Source organism: Leptotrichia hongkongensis (assembly GCF_007990635.1).
In the GTDB taxonomy this organism is placed as follows: domain Bacteria; phylum Fusobacteriota; class Fusobacteriia; order Fusobacteriales; family Leptotrichiaceae; genus Leptotrichia; species Leptotrichia hongkongensis.
The window spans coordinates 1,872,024-1,891,113 of the sequence record NZ_AP019846.1 but is presented as its reverse complement, the minus strand read 5'-3'; the positions used below and the strand labels follow the sequence as shown (position 1 = coordinate 1,891,113).

The 19,090-nt window shown below is 30.4% G+C and carries 13 protein-coding genes and 2 pseudogenes; 12 read left to right on the top strand and 3 right to left on the bottom strand.

The features are described from left to right. Nucleotides 1–45: 45 nt before the first annotated feature. From FVE75_RS09085 to FVE75_RS09075, 3 genes are all read right to left on the bottom strand, one after another. Entirely contained in the window at nt 46–462 is a 417-nt protein-coding gene (locus tag FVE75_RS09085; RefSeq protein WP_147006156.1) for an ExbD/TolR family protein, read from the bottom strand. Between the two features lie 124 nt (nt 463–586). Further along, a complete protein-coding gene (locus tag FVE75_RS09080; protein ID WP_147006155.1) occupies nt 587–1,213 on the bottom strand; it encodes a MotA/TolQ/ExbB proton channel family protein in 627 nt (208 codons plus the stop codon). 269 nt (nt 1,214–1,482) lie between these two features. Continuing rightward, on the bottom strand, nt 1,483–2,775 hold the full coding sequence (locus tag FVE75_RS09075; RefSeq protein ID WP_147006154.1) for an OmpP1/FadL family transporter: 1,293 nt from the start codon (nt 2,773–2,775) through the stop codon (nt 1,483–1,485). A 455-nt stretch (nt 2,776–3,230) separates the two neighbouring features. On the opposite strand from FVE75_RS09075, the gene FVE75_RS09070 reads away from it, so the two are divergent. The 12 genes and pseudogenes from FVE75_RS09070 to FVE75_RS09010 all read left to right on the top strand — a co-directional run bounded on the left by FVE75_RS09070 (nt 3,231) and on the right by FVE75_RS09010 (nt 18,911). Beyond that, complete coding sequence (locus FVE75_RS09070) at nt 3,231–4,451, top strand: NRAMP family divalent metal transporter (RefSeq protein ID WP_147006153.1); 1,221 nt, start codon at nt 3,231–3,233, stop codon at nt 4,449–4,451. 20 nt (nt 4,452–4,471) lie between these two features. Next, nucleotides 4,472–5,215, top strand: a complete 744-nt coding sequence (pxpB, locus tag FVE75_RS09065; RefSeq protein WP_147006152.1) for a 5-oxoprolinase subunit PxpB — start codon at nt 4,472–4,474, stop codon at nt 5,213–5,215. A 2-nt stretch (nt 5,216–5,217) separates the two neighbouring features. Next, a complete protein-coding gene (locus FVE75_RS09060) occupies nt 5,218–6,222 on the top strand; it encodes a 5-oxoprolinase subunit C family protein (RefSeq protein ID WP_147006151.1) in 1,005 nt (334 codons plus the stop codon). Nucleotides 6,223–6,324: 102 nt separating this feature from the next. Continuing rightward, nucleotides 6,325–6,741: an acetyl-CoA carboxylase biotin carboxyl carrier protein gene (accB, locus tag FVE75_RS09055; RefSeq protein ID WP_147006150.1), complete on the top strand. Its 417-nt coding sequence runs from the start codon at nt 6,325–6,327 to the stop codon at nt 6,739–6,741. Between the two features lie 258 nt (nt 6,742–6,999). Continuing rightward, nucleotides 7,000–11,604, top strand: coding sequence for a translocation/assembly module TamB domain-containing protein (locus FVE75_RS09050; RefSeq protein WP_147006149.1), 4,605 nt, complete (start codon nt 7,000–7,002; stop codon nt 11,602–11,604). Between the two features lie 8 nt (nt 11,605–11,612). After that, complete coding sequence (locus FVE75_RS09045) at nt 11,613–13,961, top strand: BamA/OMP85 family outer membrane protein (protein WP_147006148.1); 2,349 nt, start codon at nt 11,613–11,615, stop codon at nt 13,959–13,961. 97 nt (nt 13,962–14,058) lie between these two features. Then, nucleotides 14,059–15,060, top strand: a complete 1,002-nt coding sequence (gene lpxD / locus FVE75_RS09040; protein WP_147006147.1) for a UDP-3-O-(3-hydroxymyristoyl)glucosamine N-acyltransferase — start codon at nt 14,059–14,061, stop codon at nt 15,058–15,060. A 132-nt stretch (nt 15,061–15,192) separates the two neighbouring features. Further along, entirely contained in the window at nt 15,193–15,837 is a 645-nt protein-coding gene (locus tag FVE75_RS09035; protein ID WP_147006146.1) for a DUF4878 domain-containing protein, read from the top strand. Nucleotides 15,838–16,073: 236 nt separating this feature from the next. Then, nucleotides 16,074–16,837, top strand: a pseudogene (locus FVE75_RS09030) (class I SAM-dependent methyltransferase). A gap of 735 nt (nt 16,838–17,572) precedes the next feature. Then, nucleotides 17,573–17,695, top strand: coding sequence for a hypothetical protein (locus FVE75_RS11770; RefSeq protein WP_269472156.1), 123 nt, complete (start codon nt 17,573–17,575; stop codon nt 17,693–17,695). 132 nt (nt 17,696–17,827) lie between these two features. Further along, nucleotides 17,828–18,286: pseudogene (locus tag FVE75_RS09015) on the top strand (TIGR03915 family putative DNA repair protein); the annotation flags it as partial. A 91-nt stretch (nt 18,287–18,377) separates the two neighbouring features. After that, complete coding sequence (locus FVE75_RS09010) at nt 18,378–18,911, top strand: DUF1697 domain-containing protein (RefSeq protein WP_147006145.1); 534 nt, start codon at nt 18,378–18,380, stop codon at nt 18,909–18,911. Nucleotides 18,912–19,090: the final 179 nt, after the last annotated feature.

The following is a 19,090-nucleotide window of genomic DNA, read 5'->3' as shown; positions in this document are numbered from 1 at the left end:
TTTCACCTTCGTTCGTTTTCTTTAAATATCTAATTTTATATAGTTTTAATTTTTATTTTGAATATTTAAACTTATATTTTCTATGTTCATATTTTTTAAAATACTCATCGTGTCCACAATGTCCTTATATTCCAAATGTTCGTGGGCAGTTAAAGTTATATTTTTTAATGCTTCCTTTGGTAATTTTGAAAATTCGGAAGCTATTTCATTTTGGGAAAGTTCCCTAGTTTTGTCGTCTATTTTTAAGAAGTATTTTTTGTCTTTATTTACGATTACTTCTATTTTTGTATCTTCCTTTTTTTCAAGCTGTGCTGATGTTTTTGGAACTGACAGCTGAAATTGTGAATAATTGTTAAATGTAGTTGCAAGCATAAAAAATATTAGCAGCATAAAAATTACATCAATTAAGTTTAACATTGATATATCAACGTTTTGACGTTTTCGTCTGTTAGAAAATTTCATATTTTTCTCCTAAGAAATTTGATTTGTAAATTTTACTTATAATTTGTTTGAAGTTAAACTAATCTAAATCAGATAAAATTAGTTTGGATTTTAAATCTAAGATTAGAATAAAAGGTTGTAAAAATCAATCTTTTACTCGGCTCAAAAACTGCAATGCCGCCCTTTCCATCTCGGCTACAATAACATCAATCCGTCTGTTAAAATAATTATAAAAGACTAATGCAGGTATTGCAACTATTAATCCAAACGCAGTTGTGTAAAGTGCTTCTGAAATTCCACCAGCCACTATTTTTGCTGTACTTGTACCATTTCGGGTAAGGGCTGAAAAGGCTGCAATCATTCCTGTAACAGTTCCCAGAAGTCCCAGTTGAGGAGCAGCATTTACAACTGTTCCCAATAAACTCATGCCTTTTTCGAGTTCAGTAGTCTGCTCTAAAATACTTTCACTTATGATACCCTCGATAACCTGTCTATGTGAATTATCAAGCTGATCAAAGTTAATATCCATATTGGAAACAATTTTTGTCACACTCTTAGAAACAGAATCATTCTTATCTTTACAAAGTTTTAAAATTTCTTCCTTATTTCCAGTTCTAAGTGCTTTATAAAGCTGGTTTTTTTCAATTTCTGACAATTTTTTTTCTTTTGATAGAAAAGTATACATTTTTTCAATAATAACAGCAAGTCCAGATATTGAGGCAAGTAAAATTACCCACATAAATATTCCGCCATCAATAAGGTATTTTAACATAATTCATCCTTCTTTCTTTTATTATTTTTGATATAAAATTATTTTACTATAAAAATATTTTTGTGTCAAATATTGTTAAAAAAGTTATTTGTAGAATAAAAAGTAATAAAAAAACAGCCCAAAATTGATAGTTTAATGGCTGTTTTAGAGTTCTATAGCCAATCCACCTAAAAAATGGATTGGTTGTAGTTATAGTCTAGCTCTTTATTCTTGTTTCAGGCTAGAATTTATATATTTGTCTTTATTTTAGAGAAAGCTTTTTAAAATTATTAGAATTTGTGTGTGTATCCCAATGTGAATACGTTTACGTTTTTGTCATATTTTACTTTTGATTTATCAATGGAGATTCCAGGAAGTGAAGTTTGTTCACGTTTTCCGTTAGCTGAATTGTAACTTACGTGAGCAATTCCAAATTTCCATTCTGAAGACTCTGTTGGCTTATATGTAAGTCCTGTTGCGTAGATTTGTGAGTTTATTGCATACTCCACATCAGAGAATGATTCTCTTTTTGCTCCTGTATCTGCATAGTTAAATCCAGCATGCCAAGTAAATTTGTCATTAATTCTATAATCTACTCCAAAGTTTATTTCATATCCATCGTTATATTTAAATCTATCCATTTTCGCAGATTTATTGAAGTAGTGTGTGTATCCGCTTGACAAAGTCCATTTGTTAATATCCTTTGAAACTCCTAATGCTAAGACTCCTGGCAAGTCACGTCTTGACTGGAATCCATCTGCATATTCAGGATAAAAGAATGAAATTCCTAAAGGACGTCCTCTTAGCATCATCTTGTTATCTTCCTGTGCTTTTGACTTAAATTTTAATTTTACAGGTGTTTCGTATCTTATTGCAAAATTTAAAGTATCAGTAGGCTTGTAATCAAATCCTATAATTCCGCCAATACCTTTTGCATCACGTTTTGAATTCATTGACAGATAATTTTTGTTAAGACCAATTGCTGAACCAACTAAAGTATTGTATTCATATTGCGCTTCTCCATCTAATTTTCTATGGGCATAAACATATTTAAGGCCACCTGACATTGAGAATGTGTCATTAAGTTTGTAAGCTCCACCAAACATTAATTGATAGTAACGATTTTGCCCAGTAAAACGATTTTTTACAACTTTTGCTCTAAGCCTACCTCCTGTAATATTGTTAAATGTTTCTCCAGCAAGTTCGATTCCAGCAACTCCATTATTATAACGAAGAGTGGCTCCACCAGCGATAACACTTAAATTTCCAAAAAGTGAATAATTATCTTTTTTGTACAAAACATTGAAAGATGGTGCACCTGCATATCTGTGAGATTTTAATTTTTTCCCATTTAATGTCATTGATTCATCAACCATTGAGTTTTGAAGGTTTGCATTAAGATAAGTCCCATCATCTAAAAAAGCAGTTCCCGCAGGGTTATAAAAGATGCCTTCTACAGAAATTTTTCCTGTTTGAGATGGATTTTGAAAATATGAAGCCGAATTGTTTGACAAATAGTCAATGCTTGCAGCATTTGCAAAAATGGCAGTCAAAATCGACATAATAACTATTTTTAATTTCATATGATTCCTCCTTGTTATATATATAATTTTATCATATTTAAAGATGTAAGTTAAATAAATTTAATAATAAAAATCTAAGTACATAATAATATAACACGCGTTATATAAAAAGTCAACAAATTTATTTTGATTACAAAATTATTTATTGTATAAATTTTTATAATAAACAACTTAGCTAAATAAATTAAAGTTTTATATAAAGAAAAATTAAGTATTATAAAAAGCCAATCAAGCATATAAAAAATATATTATTAAACCTTTGACAATATATAATTTATATACTATAATTGTAACATATTATACTAAATATTCTGTGACTAAAATTTAGTGAAAGAATTTTATCAATTAAATAATAGCAGTTTAAAATGTCCAGTAAACTGTGTATGAAATTGTTAAAAAATTCGTAGGTTTTAGTCTTGAATATTTTAAAAATTTTAGAAAAGGTGGTAAGAATTATGAGCGGAGAAAATGTGAAAATGCAAAAAAGCAAAAACACAAGTGTATTACTAGGGGCGGCTTTTATTATGGCAACATCTGCAATTGGGCCTGGATTTTTAGTACAAACTGCCAAGTTTACAAATAGCTATAAGGCAAACTTTGGATTTGTAGTGCTAATATCAGTTTTGCTTTCTATGATTGTTCAGCTTAATGTGTGGCGTGTGCTTTGTGTAAGTGAGATGCGTGGACAGGATATAGCAAATAAACTTTTGCCAGGACTTGGATATTTTGTAGCATTTCTTGTAGCTTTAGGTGGACTTGTATTTAATATTGGAAATGTTGGTGGAAGCGCATTGGGATTTAATACATTGCTTGGTATTCCTAAAATGGCAGGATATTTTATTTCTGGTGGCGTTGCAATAACAATATTTTTATTGAAGAATGCGGCAAAGGCTATGGATACACTTACAAAAGTGCTTGGTGGATGCATGATAATCGTAATATTTGTTGTTATCTTAATTGTAAAACCGCCAATTGGGATTGCTATTAAAGATACTTTTTTACCGAGTGAAAGTGTTTCGAACTTAATTCCTGCAATTTTGACGCTTCTTGGTGGTACTGTTGGAGGGTACATTACTTTTTCAGGAGCACACAGATTGATTGATGCAAAAATCACAAAAGAAGAGAATCTGGCTGAAATAAATAGAAGTTCGATTATGGGAATAGGAATTGCAACTCTTGTGAGAGTTCTATTATTTTTGGCAATATTAGGAGTAGTAGTTAAAGGAATGTCTTTAGCAGCTGAAAATCCTGCAGCAGATGCATTTCGTCAAGGAGCGGGAGAAATTGGATATAGATTTTTTGGTCTGGTTCTGTTGAGTGCGGCAATCACTTCTATTGTTGGTGCAGCATATACTTCAGTATCCTTTTTAAAAACATTTAACAAGAATATTGAAAAACATGAAAAATGGGTAATAATAGGATTTATTATTGTTTCTACAATTATTATGGCAATTGCAGGAAATCCTGCCACATTATTAATTTTAGCAGGTTCGTTAAATGGATTGATTTTACCAGTAACTTTAGGAATTTGTTTAGTTGCCTCACAAAATAAATCAATTATGGGAGAAAATTACAGACATCCGAAAGTATTGCTGATACTGGGAATAATAGTTGTGTTAATTACAGCTTATTTAGGAGTAGTGTCACTGGGAAGCTTGACAAAATTATTTAGTTAAAACAGAAAGAAGGTATAAGAATGACAGGGAAACAGTCGGAAGGCATAAAAATACTTCCTGAAGGAGATTCGGCAATTTTAATTGAATTCCCAAAAACTATATCGCCTGAGATAAATGGAAAAATTACTTCACTCGCACATCTTATAAAGGAACAGCATATAGAAGGGGTGATGGATATGATACCCGCATTCTGCTCGCTCCTTATTCATTATGATCCACGTGTTATTAGTTATGGAAAGCTATTGAATAGAGTAAATAAAATAATGAAATTAAATTTGGATATGAAATCAAAAACTAAAAAAGTATATGAAATCCCAGTCTGTTATGGCGGAGAATATGGGCCAGATTTGGAATTTGTTGCTAAAAATGCAGGTCTTTCAATTGAAGAAGTTATAAAAATTCATAGTTCAAAGGATTATTTGATTTATATGCTAGGTTTTTTGCCAGGATTTTCATATCTAGGCGGACTTGATGAAAGGATTCATACGCCAAGATTGGCTAATCCGAGAATAAAGATTCCTGCTGGAAGTGTGGGAATTGGCGGTGCTCAAACTGGAATTTATCCCTTGGAATCACCAGGAGGATGGCAATTGATTGGAAAAACACCAGTAAAAACGTATGATTCTGACAGAAAAGACCCAATTTTATTTGAAGCAGGAGATTATATACGTTTTGTGCCAATTTCAGAAGCAGAATTTGAAAAAATTGAAAAAGAAATGGAAGAAAATAAATATGAATGCATTGTGCATAAAGAGGAGGTGTAATAATGGGATTTCGTGTGTTAAAAGGAGGGCTTTTGACAACTGTTCAGGATATAGGTAGAACGGGATATCAAAGTCAAGGTTTTGGAACATCTGGAGTTATGGATGTGCGTTCCTTTAAAATTGCAAACATGCTTATTGACAATCCTGAAAATGAAGCTGTGCTTGAATTTACAATGATCGGACCCACACTCGAATTTACAAGCGAAACAATAATTGCAATAACGGGTGGAGATTTTCAGCCATTAATCAATAAAAAACCTGCTCAAATGTATACTGCAATTTATATTAATAAAGGCGATGTACTTGAATTTCAGGGTGCAAGAACAGGTGTGAGAGGTTATATAGCTTTTTCGTGCTATTTAAATATCCCCGTAATAATGGGAAGCCGTTCCACGAATATAAAGTGCAGAATTGGTGGTTTTAAAGGACGTAATTTAAAAGAAGGAGATTATATTTCTTTTAGGATAAGAAGACGGTATTTACCATATTTCCTTTCAAGAACGCTTGATTTAGATGAATTTAATCAGGAAGATGAGGTAATCCGTGTAATAATGGGGCCACAAGATAATCTATTTACAAACGAAGGTAAGAAAACTTTTTTAAACAGTGAATTTACAATTACAAATGACTTTGACAGAATGGGATGCCGGATAGAAGGGCCTTATATTGCTCATAAAGAGTCAGCTGACATAATATCGGACGGAATAGCATTGGGAGCTATACAGGTTCCTGCACATGGAAAACCTATTATTTTGCTGGCAGATAGGCAGACAACAGGAGGATATCCCAAAATAGCGACAGTTGCAACAGTAGATTTGCCAAAATTAGTACAAAGAAAAGCAGATCATAAAATTCGCTTCAAAGCAATCAGCGTTGAAGAAGCACAAAATCTTTTGATTGAAGAAATGAATGAATTTACTCAGTTTAGAAAAAAAATTCATGCACCTTGCAAGGAAGTGCTAGATGTGAGATTTGTGTCCAAAAGGCTTGAGACGTTATTTGAATAAGTTATTATAAAAGTAAGGCTATTTTAACTCAATTTTCTAAATTATTAATATAATTTGGTTTTGAGGAAAAATTGAATATATTTTTCAGAAAGGAAAATTAAGATGGATTTAGAACAAATTGAAAAATTAGTAGAAATCATAGAAAAATCAACGCTTACAGAAATCACAGTAGAAGAAGGCAATTTAAAAATCAATTTAAAGCGTGAAAATAATTCAGAAATTCAGAATGTTCAAAAAAATATAGAAAGAAAAACAGAAATTGTGGAAGAACCGGATGAAGAAAGTTTTATCACTTCACCAATTGTAGGAACTTTCTATTCGGCGGCTTCTCCAGAAACTCCTGCATTCGTACGTGTAGGCGACACAGTAAAAAAAGGGCAGCCAGTTTGTATTGTAGAAGCAATGAAACTGATGAATGAAATAAACTGTGACTTTGACTGTGAAATAGAAGCGGTATTAGTAAGCAATGAGCAAAAAGTCGAATATGGACAGCCATTGTTCAGAGTAAAAAAAATATAAAAATTATTTAAGTATTTTTGACTTTTATTGTTGAAAATACTTATTTTATTTATGAATATAGCAAAAATGCTGAATAATAGAACTCTAAGTGAAAAAAACACATATAATAATAGATTTTTATGCAAAATTGTGATAAAATAAAAAGGATATTTTCTTTTGGATACAAAATGATGAAAGAAAATTAGAATAGAAAACTAGGACAATGAAAATAATTATCCTTTTCAAAATAATTAGAAGAGGAGGTAGAAAAAACGTGAGATGAAATACATAAAGAAATCTTTAATTGTATTTATTTTTCTTTTGATGTCTTTATTTGGATTAAAGTTATATATTTCAACTAAAAATTTTAATAGCATGTTGACTTCAATTTTGAAAAGTAGTGGACTGAATGTTGAATTTAAAGATGTTAAGCTGATAGGATTTAATAAAATTCAGATTGACGATTTAAAGGTTAAAGATATGGCTGGAAATGTTGTTATCGATGGAAAAAGAACTACAGCTGGAATTAGTTTGCTTATGCCAACTCGGCTTAATAGAATTGATATCTATAACGGGACTGTAAATCTGGAACGTAGAAAAAATAACGATTTTAATATTTTTTATGTAATAAAAAAAGATCCTAAAAAGAAACAAACGTATGATCCGACAAGCAGAATAGGGAAACTTCATATTCACAATGCAACTTTGAATTATACAGATACAAGTTTTGATAAAAAAATATCAAAAAGATTGACAAAAGTGAATGGAAGACTCGAAACTGCCAAATCAAGAGGTTTTTCACTTGTTGCAAAAGGATCTGGAAATAAAAATCAAGATGGAACAGTTGAGGCTGTAAAAATTGAATTAAAACAGCTTCTGAAGTCTAAACAGTCGATTTATTCAATGTTTGATAAAATAAAAAACAGTGATGAAAGAAGAAAGGAATTCAGGCTTAATTTTAGTTTTGAGAATGTTGGCATAACTGAAGAGCTGGGACAATATGTGCCGCTTGAGATGATTAAGGCAAAAGGTGGACTGCTTACTGGTGTATTAAAGTTAGAAAATGATAAAATCAAGAAAACAACACAAGCATTAGGAAGTCTCAAAATTAAAAATGGTAAACTAAGATATGTAGATTTAGATGGCGATATTGATAATGTAAACGCTGTAATTGATTTGAAGAAAGACAGGATTACGGTTAATGCTGATACTAAATTAAATGAGAGTCCAGTAACTCTAGCATTAACTTATCTTATGCAGAATCAGAAATTAAATTTAAAATTAGTTACAGATAAACTTCCTTTTGAACAAGTTGCACGGTATAAAATAATCAAGGATTCAAAAATTAAGGCTGAAGGATTGGTTACAGGAAATCTTGAAGTAAATGCTGATACCAAAAACAAAAAAACTACACTTAATGGTAAATTTTCTTCAGATAATATAAAAATTTCAAATTATAATTTTCAAAATATAAAAACTAATATGAAAATTGCTGATGAAAAACTAACTTTGACTGATACTGCATTTTTGTTTGATCAGGAATTTTCAGGATTCAGAGTTAATGAAGATGTTAAAATTGGAAAATTTGTGTATGACTTGAAAAAGAAAACTGGAACAGGGGATTATGTCTTAAATAATCTAGGGTCAGATTTTAACATCAAGACAATTACTGGAAATGCCCAAATTTCTGCTAAGAACATTATAACAGGAACAGTAAGGTCAAAAGCACTGAATGGAAATTATGTTGTAAATCCGAAAGCACAGACAGTAGTGGTAAATGCTAGAAGTAATAGTTATTTCACTGTAAATTATGGTGGGAAAAACTATACAATAAATCCTGATGTAGACAACTTAGTTGTAAAATTTAATGAAAAAAATGTGCTGCGTTCTGGACATATTAATGCGAAAATAAAAGATTTGTCAATGCCGTTTGTAAACACTGTAAATGCTAAAATAAGAATACATAATGGAAATTACAGTATTAGCGGAACAGCTGGAATAAAAGGTGGAGGAATGGTAAATATCTCAGGAATTACAACTTCAGATATGAAACATTCTTATTCATTAAAATTACCTAAAAATGTAGATATTGCAAAATTGTTAAGAGCAAATGGCTACAATTTCAAAGGATTGGATAAAGCAAAATTGCCAGCAACACTTACAGCAAAAATTAGTGGAAACGGAAATAAAATTTCTGGGACATACAATCTTTACAGCCCTTATGGAGAATATCTAGGAGAATACGAAAAATTAAATGCTAGTGGTAGAATCAATGATTTAGCGAATTTGGATATAACAATTAATACAAATGTAGATGAATTATGGTTTGGTTACCAGAGACTTAAAAATGTAAGTGGAAATCTGAGAATAAAAGACAATATTGTAAATATCACAAGTATTCAGAATGAAAATTTAAATGCCAGCGGTAAGTTTAATATAAAAACTGGTAAAATGGACATAAATGCTGGATTGAAAGATTATGTGCTTTACAATACTTCTGGACCAAAAATTAATTTAAAAGTTGGAACATTGGATGCAAATTTATCAGGAACAGTAGATAAACTTTCAGGAGCAATAACAATGCCATCTGCGATAACATCAATAAATTCAAACTATGTAGGCGATACAAATGCAAAAATTAGCATAAAAGACGGAGTTGTAAATTTTGATAATGTAACTTTACGTGAAAACAGCCTATATGGAACTTATGATTTGAAGACTGGTATTTCAGACATTGGAATTAGCTTAAATGAGCCTGATATTCCAAAACTTTTGAAAATGAAGGATTTAACATTTGGAACAAGATCAGATCTTAGTTTAAAGGGTGATTTGAACAACTTTAATTTGGCAGGACAGGTAATTCTTGGTAATATGAGCTTTAAAACTTATAGAATTCCACATGTTGTTGCAGAACTTGAATATTCTAATGGAGATATAGATAAATTATTCAAATATGGAACGTTTAATTTGCAGAAACTTAAATTTATTGGGGATAACCAGGAAACATTGTTTGAGACAAATACTAAATTTGATCTAGCAAATGTAGATATTGATTATAGGATAGAGAAACAGAAGTTTTCACTAGATTCTGTACAAGATTTGAAGGATAAAGGATATAGCGGAGACATTGACTTCGGATTTATGTATCGTGGAAGTTTTGAAAATTTTGTAACAGGAGTTCAGATAAAATCGGATGAAATTAAACTTAGTGGATTCCCAGTAAAAAATGTTGACATTGATTTACAGGCTAATGAAAAAAACTTGAATATCGGTCAATTTTATTTAGAATATGAAGATAATCCGCTTCTTGTAAATGGATATGTTCAATTTTCACCAATAAAATATAATGTTTCTATGCTAGCAAAAGATTTTAACCTTGATTTTTTAGGACTTAATAAAGATGTAGAACAAGCAAGTGGGATTGCAAACATAGATGCGGTTATTTCAAGTGAATCTACAACAGGGCATATTTTATTAGATAAATTTAACTATAAGACAAAAGATAAATTAACACTTGTTGACAATGTAAATGCTAATATTGATTTGAAAAATAATAAACTTGTTGTAAATCGGTTAGATGGTGGATATAATGGTGGAACTTTTAAAGTAACAGGAGATTTGGATGTTCCAACAATTCCTGCTGATTTTATGAAGACGAAGAGGCTGGAACTTGGAAAATTTGAATTAAATGCCAATCTTAATAATGTTGGACTTCATTATGGAAAAGGGATAGACTTTGCACTTACTGGAGATGCAGTGTTTACTGAAAATAGACTATTTGGAAATTTTGTCGTTGATAATGCAGAAATTCGAGAATTGCCAAATTTCGGTGGAACGGATTCTGAATCAAAAACTGCTTCGGCAGAACAAAAAGCTAAAAAACAGCAAGAAAAAACAATTGTAGAAGGAATTGTCGAAGAAGTAATTGACAAAATATTAAAGCAGTATACAGTTAATCTAAACGTACGGACAGGAAACCATGTGAAAATAAATATTCCTAACGTAAGTATTGTAAGAAATATAAAAGGAACTGTAAAAGGAGCTTCTGAAATCACATATACTAATAAGGAAATCGGAATAGATGGAGAATATATGATTACAAGAGGTTCATTTTCTGTAAACGGAAATGATTTTAAAATAGATGGTGCAGAAATAAGATTTACTCCATCGACTAACGGTACAGCATCCTCTATATCAAATCCTTTTGTAATATTTGATGCGAGTACAATAGTAAATGGAGATAGAATAGATATAAATGTAAGCGGAAATATAAATTCTCCTGAAATTAAATTTTCATCATCTTCTGGAAAAACTAGGGAAGAAATAATATCACAACTTGCATTTAATACTGTAGTTGGAAATAGCCCTAAAAAACCAGGTGAAAAAAATGATGAAAATTCAGCTGATGGATTAGTCGTTGCAGGCTCTTTGGTAAATACTGCATTAAATGAGTTGATTTTTTCGTCAGTAACTGGTAAAATTAGAGATATACTAAAAGTATCTAAATTTTCTGTTTCAACAAATCTTAAACAATCAGATAAGACAGGGAAATACAGTGCAGCAACTACACTTACAATACAGGATAATTTATATAAGGATAAACTATTTTGGAATGCATCAGTCAAATTTCCATATCAGAGTTCAAATTCTGAGAAAAAAGATCCAATTGGTTACAACGCCTGGTTGAGCTATAATGTTACAAATGGCTTGGACTTAAGAGTTGGAGGAGAAAGTATAAACAAAAGCAGAGTAAGTACGAATATGAATAATGGGTCAAGAATAAATTATTATTTTGGAATTGATTTTTCAACAAGGGCTGATACGTTCGGAGATATTTTAAGAAAAATATTTAGAAAGAAAAAACTTGAAACACTAAAAAAATAGGAGGAAAAATGTCAAACCAAAAATTGAAAAGTAAGATTTATGCTTTGATTATTGTGGTAACTTTATTTGTATCTGTAAATAAGGTAACGCAGGCTGAAGAAAAAAGCAGAATAACTGAAACAAAAGAATTGGCAGATAATGGAAAAAATAGTACAGCCAATGAAGTGGAAGAGGAAGAAGAAGACAGCGAAGAGCAAATTTCAGATGTTAAGATTCGATATACTCCTGAAGAGGTAGAAATTGGTAACGAAATAGCAGATGGAAAAGGTAAGAAGAGAAAGAATAAAAGAACTTCAATTCGTCAGGCAAGAGGGAAAAATAGAAAAAATAATATATTTGAAACTCAAGCTGAAACAAGAGACGACTTAAAAGTTGGTTCAATTCAAATTTCGCAAACAAAAGAAATATCTTCTGAATATCTGTTATCACAAATTCCAGTAAAACCTGGAGATAATTATTCGAATAAAAGCTTGAGTGATATTTACTTGTCACTTAAAAGATTAGGATATATAACAGAAGCAAATGTTTATCCAAAAATTCAGGGAAATTCTGTAAATATAGTAGTTGAAGTTGCAGAAGTTGAAAATGCGGCTGCAATTCTGGAAAGACAAAAAGTTCAGGAAGAAATGAAAAAAGAAACAGAATACACAATATCAAGTGTAGATATCGAAGGAACAAAAATACGTAGCAAGGAAGAATATTTAAAAGACTTGCCAGTAAAACCTGGAGATATTTTTATACCTCAAAAAGCGCTTGATGGAGCACAAAAAATATTTAATTCAGGATATTTTGCAAAAGTTGATCCAAAAATTGATAGAAAAATCGATAATACTGTTTCAATAGTTTACGAAGTTCAGGAAAATCCAATTATTCAAAGTATAAATTTTGAAGGTAATACACTTTACAAAAATTCAGAACTGGAAAAAGCATTGGGTGTAAAAAAAGGAGAAATCTTAAATGGAAACTTATTGAATCCTGATGAAAACGGAGTAATTAAGTTATATAACAAAGATGGATATTCTCTTGCAAGAATTGAAACGATAAATGTTTCAAATGAAGGAAACGTAAATATAGGTTTAACAGAAGGAATTGTTGATTCTGTAGAAGTTCAGAAAGCTCCTTCAAAAAATGATAATGAAAGACAATCTGCAAAACGTTCTACTTTAAGAACAAAACCTTATGTATTTGAAAGATATATGGAAATAAAACCAGGACAAGTTTTCCAAACTAAAAATATAAAATCTACAATAAGTGAGCTTTATAGAACAGGTATGTTTACTGAAATTACTCCAGCGTTTGAAGGGAAAGAAAATGATCCAAATGCAAGAGTTGTAAAATTACTTGTAGAAGAACGTCCAACTACTACAATTAATGGAAGTATTTCTTATGGAACATCTGTTGGATTAGTTGGAGAACTTAAGTTATCTGATGATAATTTCTTAGGAAGAGGACAGTCTGCTTCTGCTACACTTTCAGCTTCAAATAAAGGAGACAAGACATTTGAACTTAGCTGGTTTGATCCTTGGTTAAAAGGAACTGAAAGAGTTCAGCTTGGAGGATCGTTTTACTGGACTCAATCTGTAGATGATAATGCTGATGCTGATGAAGTAGAAAAAGTTAGAAAAATTGGAACACGTTGGCAAATTGGTAAAGGGTTGAATAGCGATATTGATGTAAGATTTATTGCAAGATTCGATAATTATAAAGAATTATTTGCTAATAAGAAAGTAAATGATAAATATAAATTATTCGCAATGGGACCAATATTAACTTATGACACAAGAGACAATAAATTTAGTCCTACAAAAGGATTCTATGGAACAATGGCGTACGAAAGAGGAGAACTTATAAAAGATCCTAGAAAGTATGATCAGTTTGAAGTAGATTTAAGAGCCTACCATCCAACATTCTTTGGTGATAAGAATGTAATGGCGTATAGAGCAGCTTGGGGAACAACAGGAAGTGGTACTCCAGAAGCACTAAGATTTAGTATAGGTGGAGATGAATCTGTACGTGGGTATGACTATAGTGCATTTGATGGATTTGATAAATTCCATGCGACAATCGAAAATAGAACAAAAATTAATGATACATTACAACTAGTAGCGTTCTTTGATATAGGAAATGCTTGGCAAAATGAGTCAAGAGATCCTCGTACTGGTAAGAAAATCTATAAACCAAATAGAAAAGATGCTCATGACTTCAAAGATCTTAAAAAAGGGTACGGAATTGGGGTAAGATTGAATACACCAATTGGTCCATTAAGATTTGACTATGGTTGGCCAATGGATCCTGAGAAAAAAGGTGAGAAAAAAGATAAAGGTAAGTTCTACTTTAGCTTTGGACAATCATTCTAGTTTTTTGAGCTAATAAAAATATAAACTTAAATAATTATAAGGGGTGATTAATTTCATCCCTATAATTTTATAAAAAATAAAAAAGGAGAGATCCAGAATGTATAATATTAAAGAAATTGCAAAATTAATAAACGGAGAAATCAGAGGAAACGATGAATTAAATTTTACAAGGCTTGCTCCATTTTTTCATTCAAATGAAAAGGAATTAACATTTGCAGCGGATGAGAAAATGCTGAAAAATATGGATAAATGTAATGCAGGTGCTGTAATTGTTCCTGATTTGCCAAATTTACCTGCAAATAAGACCTTTATTGTTGTAAAAAGTAATCCGAGAGAATTGATGCCAATACTGCTGAATTATTTCAAGCCTAAATTGCAGCCATTTGAAAATCAGATAGAAAATTCTGCAAAAATTGATGAAACTGCAAATGTCTCAAAAATAAATACTTATATTGGACACAATGTAAAAATTGGAAAAAATGTTGTTATTTATCCAAATGTATCAATTTTTGAAGGAACTGAAATTGGAGATGACTGCATAATTTATTCAAATGTTACGATAAGAGAATTTACAAAAGTTGGAAGAGGTACAATTTTGCAGCCGGGAGCTGTGATAGGATCTGATGGGTTTGGATTTGTAAAAATTAATGGAAACAATGTGAAAATTGAGCAAATTGGACACGTAATATTGGGAGAGGAAGTTGAAATTGGAGCAAATTCGTGCGTTGACAGAGGTGCAATTGGAGATACAATCATAAAAAAAGGTACAAAAATTGATAATCTTGTTCATATTGCACATAATGACATTATTGGTGAGAACTGTCTGATTGTGGCTCAAACTGGTATTTCTGGAAGTGTAGAAGTGGGAGACAATTCGACTCTTGCAGGGCAAGTTGGAGTGGCAGGACACCTTAAAATTGGAAGTAATGTAGTAATTGCTGCAAAATCTGGGGTTACTAATGATGTACCGGATGGAAAGCAGATGTCTGGTTATCCACTTCGTGAGCATATGGAGGATTTAAGAGTGAAAATGGCCATGGGAAAAGTGCCTGAACTTGTAAAGAGAATGAAAAAGTTGGAAAAGGAATTTGGGAAATAGAAAGGTAATTAAATTTATTTATTGACCGCTTATCAAAATTTCAAAACTTCCTTGACTTATTAATTCAAATGATGTAGAATAAATAACAGAGAATAAAAAAATATTATAAATAAAGAGAGAAGGGAGTTATAGATGAAAAAAATACTATTAGGGATTTTTATGCTTTTATGTATAGTTAGCTGTGGATCAGGGCCTGATGCGACAGTTTCAAAATTTATTAATAGCGTAAAGGCTGAAAAAATGAAAGAAGCGGCAAAATATGCAATAGACGACAGCTTTGAGGGAAATTTGGATATAAAATACAATACTAAAATTCAAGAACTGCTTTTCAAGACATTATTAAAAAATCTTGAATATAAAATAGTTAAATCAGAAAAACAAGATAATGAAACTACTATCGTAACTGTTGAAGTTACAAACGTAGATGTTGAAAAAATATTCTTACAAGTTTTCAAAAAAATGACACAAGAGACTTTTACAAGCAATGGAACACATTCATTATCAGTTGAAGACAGATTTAAGGAAGAACTTGAAGCAAAAGAAAAACCAAAATCAAAAAATGTTACAAAATTTGTAGTTAAAAAAACAGCAAATGGAGAAAAAATTGTTTTAACAGCAGAAAATATCGATGTTTTGCTTGGTAAATTAAATACAACATTATCAAATTTAAACACACTTGGTGGAACTGAGCAAGAAACAGCAGTAGAATTACCAGAAACAGGACCATCAACTGGATTATCACAAAAACCAGAAGAACTTAGAAATCAAAATAAATAAAATATTTTAAAGTAATAAATAAAGCAATCATTCTTTTACTTGTAAAGTGAAGTTTGGTTGTTTTTTATTTCCAGAAATTTTTAATTTATCTTTTTGTTAAAAAAAAATTAAAATAATTTGATTTTTAAATATTTTCATTATATAATTGTAGCGTAAAAAATAAAAAAGGGATGAATTGTAATGGCAACATACTCAACTTAAATCGAAATAATATAAAATTACGAGGAGATTATAAGATGAATAATTATATAAAATTAAATGAAGATAGATGGAATAATGTAAAAAATGACTATACTGAGCCATTGACACATGAAGAATTAGAAGAAGTTAGAAATAATCCAATTTCTGTTGCATTAACGGTTGGGAAAAAGTTCCAAAAGAATGGTTTGAAAAAGCCAACGGAAAAAAGATATTAGGTTTAGCTTGTGGTGGTGGACAGCAGGGACCAGTTTTTGCTATAAAAGGTTATGATGTAACCATAATGGATTTTTCTAAATCACAATTACAAAGAGATGATATGGTTGCTAAAAGAGAAGGCTTAAAAATCAACACAGTTCAAGGCGATATGACAAAACCATTTCCATTTGAAAATGAAACTTTTGATATTATTTTTAATCCAGTTTCAAATGTATATATAGAAGATTTAGAAAACATATATAAAGAAGCCTCTCGAGTATTGAAAAAGGGTGGACTGTTAATGGTCGGATTTATGAATCCCTGGATATACATGTATGATGCTGACATTGTATGGGACAAACCCGATGAGGAATTACTTTTAAAGTTTTCAATACCTTTTAATTCAAAAGAGCTTGAAGAGGAAGGCAAAATAACCATAAATCCAGAATATGGATATGAATTTAGCCATACCCTAGAAACTCAGATTAGAGGACAACTTAAAAATGGTCTTGCTATGATAGATTTTTATGAATCATGTGATAAAAGACATAGATTATCACGTTATGGAAATGGCTATATAGCTACACTTTGCATTAAACTATAATATTATAGAACATGCTTCAGGAGAATAGCTCATTTTATTTTCCTTAAGGGTTAAAATCTAAAAATCCTAGTTTACAAAGAAAAGAAAAAATAGATTTCTGAGAAAATATCTACAATAAAGCTGGAGGTGTATTGTTAATTTGAAAAAAACTATGAAACAAAAATTGACTAATTTAGCTGTTGGAGAATTAGTGGCGGTAGTAGTATTCTGGATAAATTTTTTCCTATTCAAAAAATTGATTATTATTACAAAATCTCTAATTTCTATTTCTTTCTCCTTATTTATACTAAGTTTTATTCTTGTACAGGGATCTATTTTTTGGTGTATTTTGATAAAAAGGATTTCAAAACCAGGATTTGCTGCAAAATATACAGGCAATATTTACAATAAACTAAAGATATTAGATGTAATTTTGCTATGTATGTGAGTCCTAGTGATGATATTAAATTACAGTACGTTTTTTACAATGGTTATCTCTTTTGCTGTTTGGATATTTGCTGTGATAGAGTGGGTAAATTACTATAAATTACAATTATCCTACAGTCTTAATCCTGTTGTTTTATTAAAATACATACTGCAGAGGAAATTAAGAAAGAGTAAAATAGCAAATGAAATTGATAAATGCTAAATATATCTAACCGGAATGTAAAAATTCAGAGAAACTTATAGATTTTTATAAAAAAATTTGGCTTTGAGAAGATAGATAATTTTATTTCAAAAGATGGGCTGGCTGTTATGATGATGAAATTGGATAGGAAAAATTCATTGAGAATGAAAAATACTACTGTTGATTTAGACGGTGGTATTTTTTTGTTTTCTATTGGGTTTGTAAATGAATTATCTTGTTTTTTTGTATAGAATATGATATTCTAATAATGTAATTCTTAAAAATAAATTTTAATCAAATTGAGATTGAATTGATAAAAATTAAGTGAATTTAGATTTGAATAGGAATAATTATAGCAGATTAGGACGATTACTGAACTTCCAGTATACAAGGCATTAAAACAGGGAGAGGAGATTCTGAATTCCCTTGATGAGCATGCTTTTCGGATGAACCGGCTTATAAAACAGGTTCTGAGTGAACGGCATAAATATCTGGGAGTATTAAGATTTAGAGAAATGAAGGATGGAACAATGTTTTCTACGATTGAGCCGAAAAATAATATTCTTCCTGCTCTGATTTCCCATTTCAGGAACAGAATGAAAAAGGAAAAATTTGCAATTTTTGATAAGGAAAGGGAAATGATAGCTTACTATGATACAGAAAAAGTTGAAATTTTCTTTGTAAAATCTCCTGAAATTGAGTGGAGCGATGAAGAAATGGAATATTCTGAGCTTTGGAAAACCTTCCATAAGAGTATTTCAATAAAGGAAAGGGAAAATAAGAAACTTCAGCAGAGCAATCTTCCAAAATATTACTGGAAATATCTTGTGGAGGATATGTAGAAAATTTAAAGCAATGTATATTTTTAGCTGTTACTTTTAGAAATATACAGTTAAAGAGGCAAGTAAATAAAAATTTACAAGGGAGAAAAAAATGAGATATGTACTGTTACTTCGTGGAATAAATGTTGGTGGCAAAAATAAAGTATCAATGAAGGATTTAAAAATGAATATAGGCGAACTGGGATATCAAAATGTAGTTACATATATTAATAGCGGAAATGTAATATTTGATACAGATGATAATACTGAAACCGTCAAAATTAAAATAGCAGAAATGTTAAAAAATGTTTTTTTTCCTATTCAACATGTTATAATAACAAGGGAAGAATATCTGGAAGAAGTTTCAAATCTTCCGGAATGGTGGAATGAAACACTTGCAAGAAGAGATGTTCTTTTTTATAGTGATGAGGTTGACTATAAAAAATTAAAAGCTCGAATAAATGAAATGCCTCTTCATGATGAAATTGTATATTTTGGGAGAAAAGCTGTATTTTGGGGAAAATATACAGAAAAGGAATATTTACGTACTTCGTATCATAAGTTACTTATGAAAGAAAAGTTTTATCCTATGCTTACAATACGTAATGAACGAACATTCAAGAAATTAGGAGAAATGCTTGGGTAAACCCATTATTATAATTGAAATGAAATGTATTTTTAACTGCTACCTTTCAGCTAAGAATAGATAATTCAAAGATGAATGTAAAATATAGGGAGAGTATTACTAGAATAAATGATAAAGAAACAGAGATAAAATCAAAAAATATATTAAAACTTAAGGAAGTGAATAATATGCTTCGTATA